General features: G+C 64.7%; 5 protein-coding genes. All 5 read left to right on the top strand.

Annotation, left to right across the window (positions count from 1 at the left end):
- Positions 1 to 53 precede the first annotated feature (53 nt).
- The gene (locus tag EN745_RS29650; protein WP_127422884.1) at positions 54 to 968 is read left to right on the top strand and encodes an ABC transporter permease subunit; all 915 of its coding nucleotides are present in this window, start codon (positions 54 to 56) and stop codon (positions 966 to 968) included.
- The gene (locus EN745_RS29645) at positions 965 to 1,756 is read left to right on the top strand and encodes an ABC transporter permease (protein ID WP_127422883.1); all 792 of its coding nucleotides are present in this window, start codon (positions 965 to 967) and stop codon (positions 1,754 to 1,756) included. Before EN745_RS29650 ends, EN745_RS29645 begins: the two co-directional genes overlap by 4 nt.
- 25 nt (positions 1,757 to 1,781) lie before the next feature.
- On the top strand, positions 1,782 to 2,846 hold the full coding sequence (locus tag EN745_RS29640) for an ABC transporter ATP-binding protein (RefSeq protein ID WP_126058392.1): 1,065 nt from the start codon (positions 1,782 to 1,784) through the stop codon (positions 2,844 to 2,846).
- Positions 2,847 to 3,000: 154 nt separating this feature from the next.
- Positions 3,001 to 4,551, top strand: a complete 1,551-nt coding sequence (locus EN745_RS29635; RefSeq protein ID WP_127422882.1) for a sodium:proton antiporter — start codon at positions 3,001 to 3,003, stop codon at positions 4,549 to 4,551.
- Between the two features lie 98 nt (positions 4,552 to 4,649).
- Positions 4,650 to 5,112, top strand: a 463-nt coding sequence (locus EN745_RS29630; protein ID WP_245487872.1) for an endonuclease/exonuclease/phosphatase family protein, incomplete at its 3' end; no start/stop codon positions are given.

Here is a 5,112-nt window from a genome sequence, read left to right as displayed (position 1 = left end):
AAGGGCCGGGCGGCCTTGGCCGCCCGGCTCCTCTCAAAGACGGTAGCCGGCGCATGACCGATCTCTCGCTCTCCAACCAGGCCATTGCGGGAAAGACCGCGCCGCCCGCCGATGCGCGCAGCCTGAGGCTGCCGACGCAGTGGCTCGGCGTTACACCGTTCTTCGTCTTCGCGATCATGTTCCTGATCCTGCCCACGCTCTATCTGATGCTGGGCGCCTTCCAGAACGACGCAGGCGAGTTCACGCTCGAAAACATCGCGGCCCTGGCGCAGCCGTCGATCGTTGCTGCCTACTGGATTTCCATCAAGGTCAGCCTTGCCTCGGCGCTGATCGGCGCATTCGCCGGGCTCGCCATCGCCATTGCCATCGTGCGTGGCGGCCTGCCGGACTGGATACGCTCGGCGACGCTGACATTTTCCGGTGTCGCTTCCAATTTCGCCGGCGTGCCGCTGGCCTTCGCCTTCCTTGCCACGCTGGGCCGGCTCGGGCTCGCCACCGTCATCCTGAACACCGTGTTTGGGCTGAACATTTACGCACATGGCTTCAACATCCTGTCCTTCTGGGGCCTGACGCTGACCTATGTCTACTTCCAGATCCCGCTAATGGTGGTCATCATCACGCCGGCTATTGACGGGCTTAAGAAGGAATGGGGCGAAGCTGCCGCGACGCTCGGCGCGACCACGGCGCAGTATTGGCGTATGGTGGTCATTCCGGTGATCTGGCCGAGCTTCCTCGGCACCGTGATCCTGCTCTTCGCCAACGCCTTCGGGGCGATCGCCACCGCCTATGCGCTGACTGGTTCCTCGCTCAACATCGTGCCGATCCTGCTCTACGCGCAGATCCGTGGCGACGTGCTGCACAACGCGCATCTCGGCTATGCGATCGCCTTCGGCATGATCGTCATCACCGGTCTCGCCAATGTCTTCTACATCTGGTTCCGGACCCGCTCGGAGAGGTGGCTCAAATGAAGTCCGGCAGATTCTGGGCCTGGGTCGTCTTTGCGCTGGGCGCGGCCTATTTCTTCATTCCGCTGATCGCGACCGTCGAATTCTCGATGCGCATGCGGCGCGGCGCCTATTCGTTCGACGCCTATCAGATCGTGCTGGGGGACGAACGCTTCCAGACCACCTTCATGTATTCGGTGGTCGCGGCGATCTTCACTATCATCCTCGGCGTGCTGATCGTGGTGCCCGCGGCCTACTGGATCCGGCTGCGTCTGCCGCAGATCAGGCCGGTGGTCGAGTTCATCACGCTGTTGCCGCTGGTCATTCCGGCCATCGTCATCGTCTTCGGCTATATCCGGATGTACGGCTCCAACTCGCCGCTACCGTTCCTCGCCAGCGACACCGGCACCAACGCCCTGCTGGTCATCGGCTATGCGACGCTGGCGCTGCCTTACATGTACCGGGCGGTTGATACCGGGCTGCGCACCATCGATGTCAGGACGCTGACGGAAGCGGCGCAGATCCTCGGCGCCGGCTGGGGGACGATCATCACCCGTGTCATCCTGCCCAATGTGCTGATCGCGGTCTTGTCGGGCGCCTTCTTGACCTTCGCCATCGTCATCGGCGAATTCACCATGGCGAGCCTGCTCAATCGGCCGGCCTTCGGACCGTATCTGCAGAATATCGGCGCCAACCGCGCCTATGAGCCGGCGGCGCTTGCCATCATCGCCTTCGCCATTACCTGGGGCTGCATGTCGCTGATCCAGATCCTGTCCCGCTTCGCGCCGAAATCGGCGAACCGCCCCAATTGAACGACAAGCACTGAAAGTCAAAGCCATGGCCGAGCCGTTCCTCTCCATCCAGCATGTGCGAAAGTCCTTCGGCGCCACGACTGTGGTCGAGGATTTCAACCTCGACGTTGCGCCGGGCGAGTTCGTCTCCTTCCTTGGCCCATCGGGCTGCGGCAAGACGACTGTGCTGCGCATGGTCGCCGGTTTCGAGGAGCCGAGCGCCGGCAAGATCGTCGTGGCTGGCAAGGACATCACGCGGCTGAAGCCCAACCAGCGCAATGTCGGCATGGTGTTCCAGGCCTACGCGCTGTTCCCCAACCTGACGGTGGCGCAGAATATCGGCTTCGGGCTGAAGGTGGCGGGGATGCAGAAGGCCGCCATCGATTCCCGCGTCGCCGAGATGCTCGACATCATAAAGCTGCCGCAGATGGCCGACCGCTATCCCTACCAGCTTTCGGGTGGCCAGCAGCAGCGCATCGCGCTGGCGCGCGCGATCGCGCCGAAGCCGAAGCTCTTGCTGCTCGACGAGCCGCTGTCGGCGCTCGATGCAAAGGTGCGCGTGTCGCTGCGCGAGGAGATCCGCTCGATCCAGAAGAAGCTCGGCATCACCACCATCTTCGTCACCCACGACCAGGAAGAAGCGCTGTCGATCTCCGACCGCATCGCGGTCATGTATGGCGGCAAGGCCGAGCAAGTCGGCACGCCGTTCGAGATCTACAACCGGCCGGCGACCAAGTTCGTCGCCAATTTCGTCGGCACACTCAACGTGCTGGAAGGCAAGGTCACCGACCCGGCATCTGGCAAAGTGCAGGTCAACACGCAGGAAGTCTCGCTCAAGGGCAAGCTCAACGGTTCGAAATCCGGCGACACGCTGTCGCTGGCGCTCAGGCCCGAGGCGATTTCGCTGGGGCGGCAACCCGGCCATGACACCAGCCTTTCCGGCGAGATCGCCGAAGTGCACTTCCTCGGCTCGGTCATCCGGGTGCGCGTCGGCATTGGCGGCAACACGGTGTCGCTCGACACGTTCAACAACTCCACGACGCCGCCGCCCGTAGTTGGCGAGAAGGCGGACATCTCGTTTTCGTCCGGCGACATGCTGGTGCTGCACTAGCAAAGCGACAGGAGCGCAATTTCGAGCCGGTGCATCACCTCCCATAGTGATCAGCGTGGGACGATCCGACCCTCATCGCTAACGCGCCAGACAATCAACAGCATCCCGACACGGGGGTACTGCCAACCGTCGCGCTTCATCGCTACGATGAGGTATGGCCCTGTTCGAGATCACCCTTGTCCTGCTTTTGATTGCCGTCGCGCTGGCGGCGCTGTCGCGGCGGCTGGAGGTCCCTTATCCTTCGCTGCTGGCCCTGGCCGGGGTTGGGATTGCCTTTGTGCCCGGCGCGCCAACGATCGAGATCGATCCGGAACTGGCGCTTGCGCTGTTCATAGCGCCGGTGCTTCTCGATGCCGCCTATGACACCTCGCTGCGCGACCTGAAGCGCTACCGGCTGTCGCTGGCGATGCTGGCGCTCGGCGCGGTTGTTTTCACTACCGTGGTCGTTGCCTTCGTCGGCTGGAAGATGGCCGGCCTGCCGATCGCGGCGGCGATCGCGCTCGGCGCCATCGTCGCGCCGCCCGATGCCGTGGCCGCGAGCGCCGTGCTCGGCCAGTTCAAGGTGCCGCACCGCATCATGGCCATCCTGCAGGGCGAGAGCCTGCTCAACGATGCGACAGCGCTGCTGATCTACAGGATTGCGGTTTCGGCCGCGATCGGTTCGGTCATGCTGAAGGACGCGGTGCCGGTGATCCTGCTGTCGACGGTCGGCAGCGTTGTCGCCGGCTATCTGTTCGGCCGCTTCTCTCTGCTGACGCTCACGCGGATCGAGGATGCGGCAAGCAGCACAGTGGTGCAGTTCGCCGGTACATTCGGTGTCTGGATACTTGCCGACAGGCTCGGGCTGTCGGCCATCATCACCATCGTCGTCTATGCCATGACCATCGCGCGCACCGCGCCGCGCCTGATGTCGGCGCGGAGGCGCGTCAGCACCTATTCGGTCTGGGAGTCGGCGGTGTTCGTCCTCAACGTGCTGGCTTTCGTTCTGATGGGCCTGCAGGCACGCTCGATCGTCGGCCGGCTCTCCGGCGACGGGCAAGGCGATGCGTTTCTCTTCGCCGCGACGGTGCTGGCCGTGGTCATCGTGGCTCGCCTCGTCTGGGTCGCGAGCTACGTTGCGGTCATGCGATGGCTTGCCCGCTTCGACAGCGAAGACAAAAGGCGGGATGCACCGACGTTCCGCGGTGCCGTGCTCGTCGGCTGGTGCGGCATGCGGGGACTGGTGACGCTGGTGGTGGCGATTGCGCTGCCGGCCGGCTTCCCGGGCCGTGACCCCATCGTGCTTGCCGCCTTCGCGGTCGTTCTCGGCACGCTGGTGCTGCAAGGCATGAGTCTGAAGCCGCTGCTGCGGATACTCAATTTCGAACGGGACACGACGATCGACCGCGAGGTGGCGGAGGCGCGCGTTGCCGTCATGCAGGCCGCGCTCGACGTCCTGAACCACAAGACGTCGGCCGCGGCGGCGGTGGTGCGCGAGCAGTATGAGGCGCAGCGCCGGATCGCCGAGGACCCTGAGGACGCCCAGGCGGCGACCGAATACGATCGCCTGCGCCTCTATGCCATCAAGCGCCAGCGCGACGCGCTGGAGGAACTGCGCCGCAACGGCACGATCGGCGACGAGGCCTATCACCGGCTGGAGGAGGAGATCGACTGGTCGGAACTGGCGGCGTCGCCGGCGGGGCGGTTCCAGCCGCTGACGACGTAGGAAGACGGTCCTCTGGCCCAGCCCCGTTGCTGTTGCGGTCCATTGCCACGCTATCGGTGAAACGCTACTGCCATCACCGGAACTGAGCCGGATAACCAATGAAGCTCGTCAGCTACAACATCCAGTACGGGTTCGGCGGCGACGGCCGCTACGATCTCGCGCGCGCCGCGCGCGTCGTCGAAGGCGCCGACATCATCGCCTTACAGGAGGTGGAGCGGCACTGGCAGCGGACAAACGAGGACGACCAGCCGGAAATCCTGTCGCGGCTGCTGCCTGACTACCACTGGGTTTACGGGCCGGCCTTCGACATGGACGCCAGCGAGCGGCGCGACGGCCGCGTCGTCAACCGCCGCAGGCAGTTCGGCACCATGGTGCTGTCGAGGCTGCCGATCGTCTGGTCGCGCTTGCACCCCCTGCCGCTGCGCCGCACGGTGCGCCCGCTCAACACGCGCAACGCCGCGCTTGAATGCATGATCCGCACGCCAGCCGGTCCAGTGCGGGTGTTCTCCCTGCATCTCGCGCACATCGCCGTCGAGGAGCGGCTGGAGCAGATCGACTATC

It is taken from the genome of Mesorhizobium sp. M4A.F.Ca.ET.022.05.2.1 (assembly GCF_003998845.1).
Taxonomy (GTDB): Bacteria; Pseudomonadota; Alphaproteobacteria; order Rhizobiales; family Rhizobiaceae; genus Mesorhizobium.
This window is presented reverse-complemented; position numbering and strand designations above follow the sequence as displayed.

What these genes read in the sequence shown, in the direction of transcription:
- EN745_RS29650 (WP_127422884.1), top strand. Translation starts at nt 54, where the DNA reads ATGACCGATCTCTCGCTCTCCAACCAGGCCATTGCGGGAAAGACCGCG.
- EN745_RS29635 (WP_127422882.1), top strand. Translation starts at nt 3,001, where the DNA reads ATGGCCCTGTTCGAGATCACCCTTGTCCTGCTTTTGATTGCCGTCGCG.
- EN745_RS29645 (WP_127422883.1), top strand. Translation starts at nt 965, where the DNA reads ATGAAGTCCGGCAGATTCTGGGCCTGGGTCGTCTTTGCGCTGGGCGCG.
- EN745_RS29640 (WP_126058392.1), top strand. Translation starts at nt 1,782, where the DNA reads ATGGCCGAGCCGTTCCTCTCCATCCAGCATGTGCGAAAGTCCTTCGGC.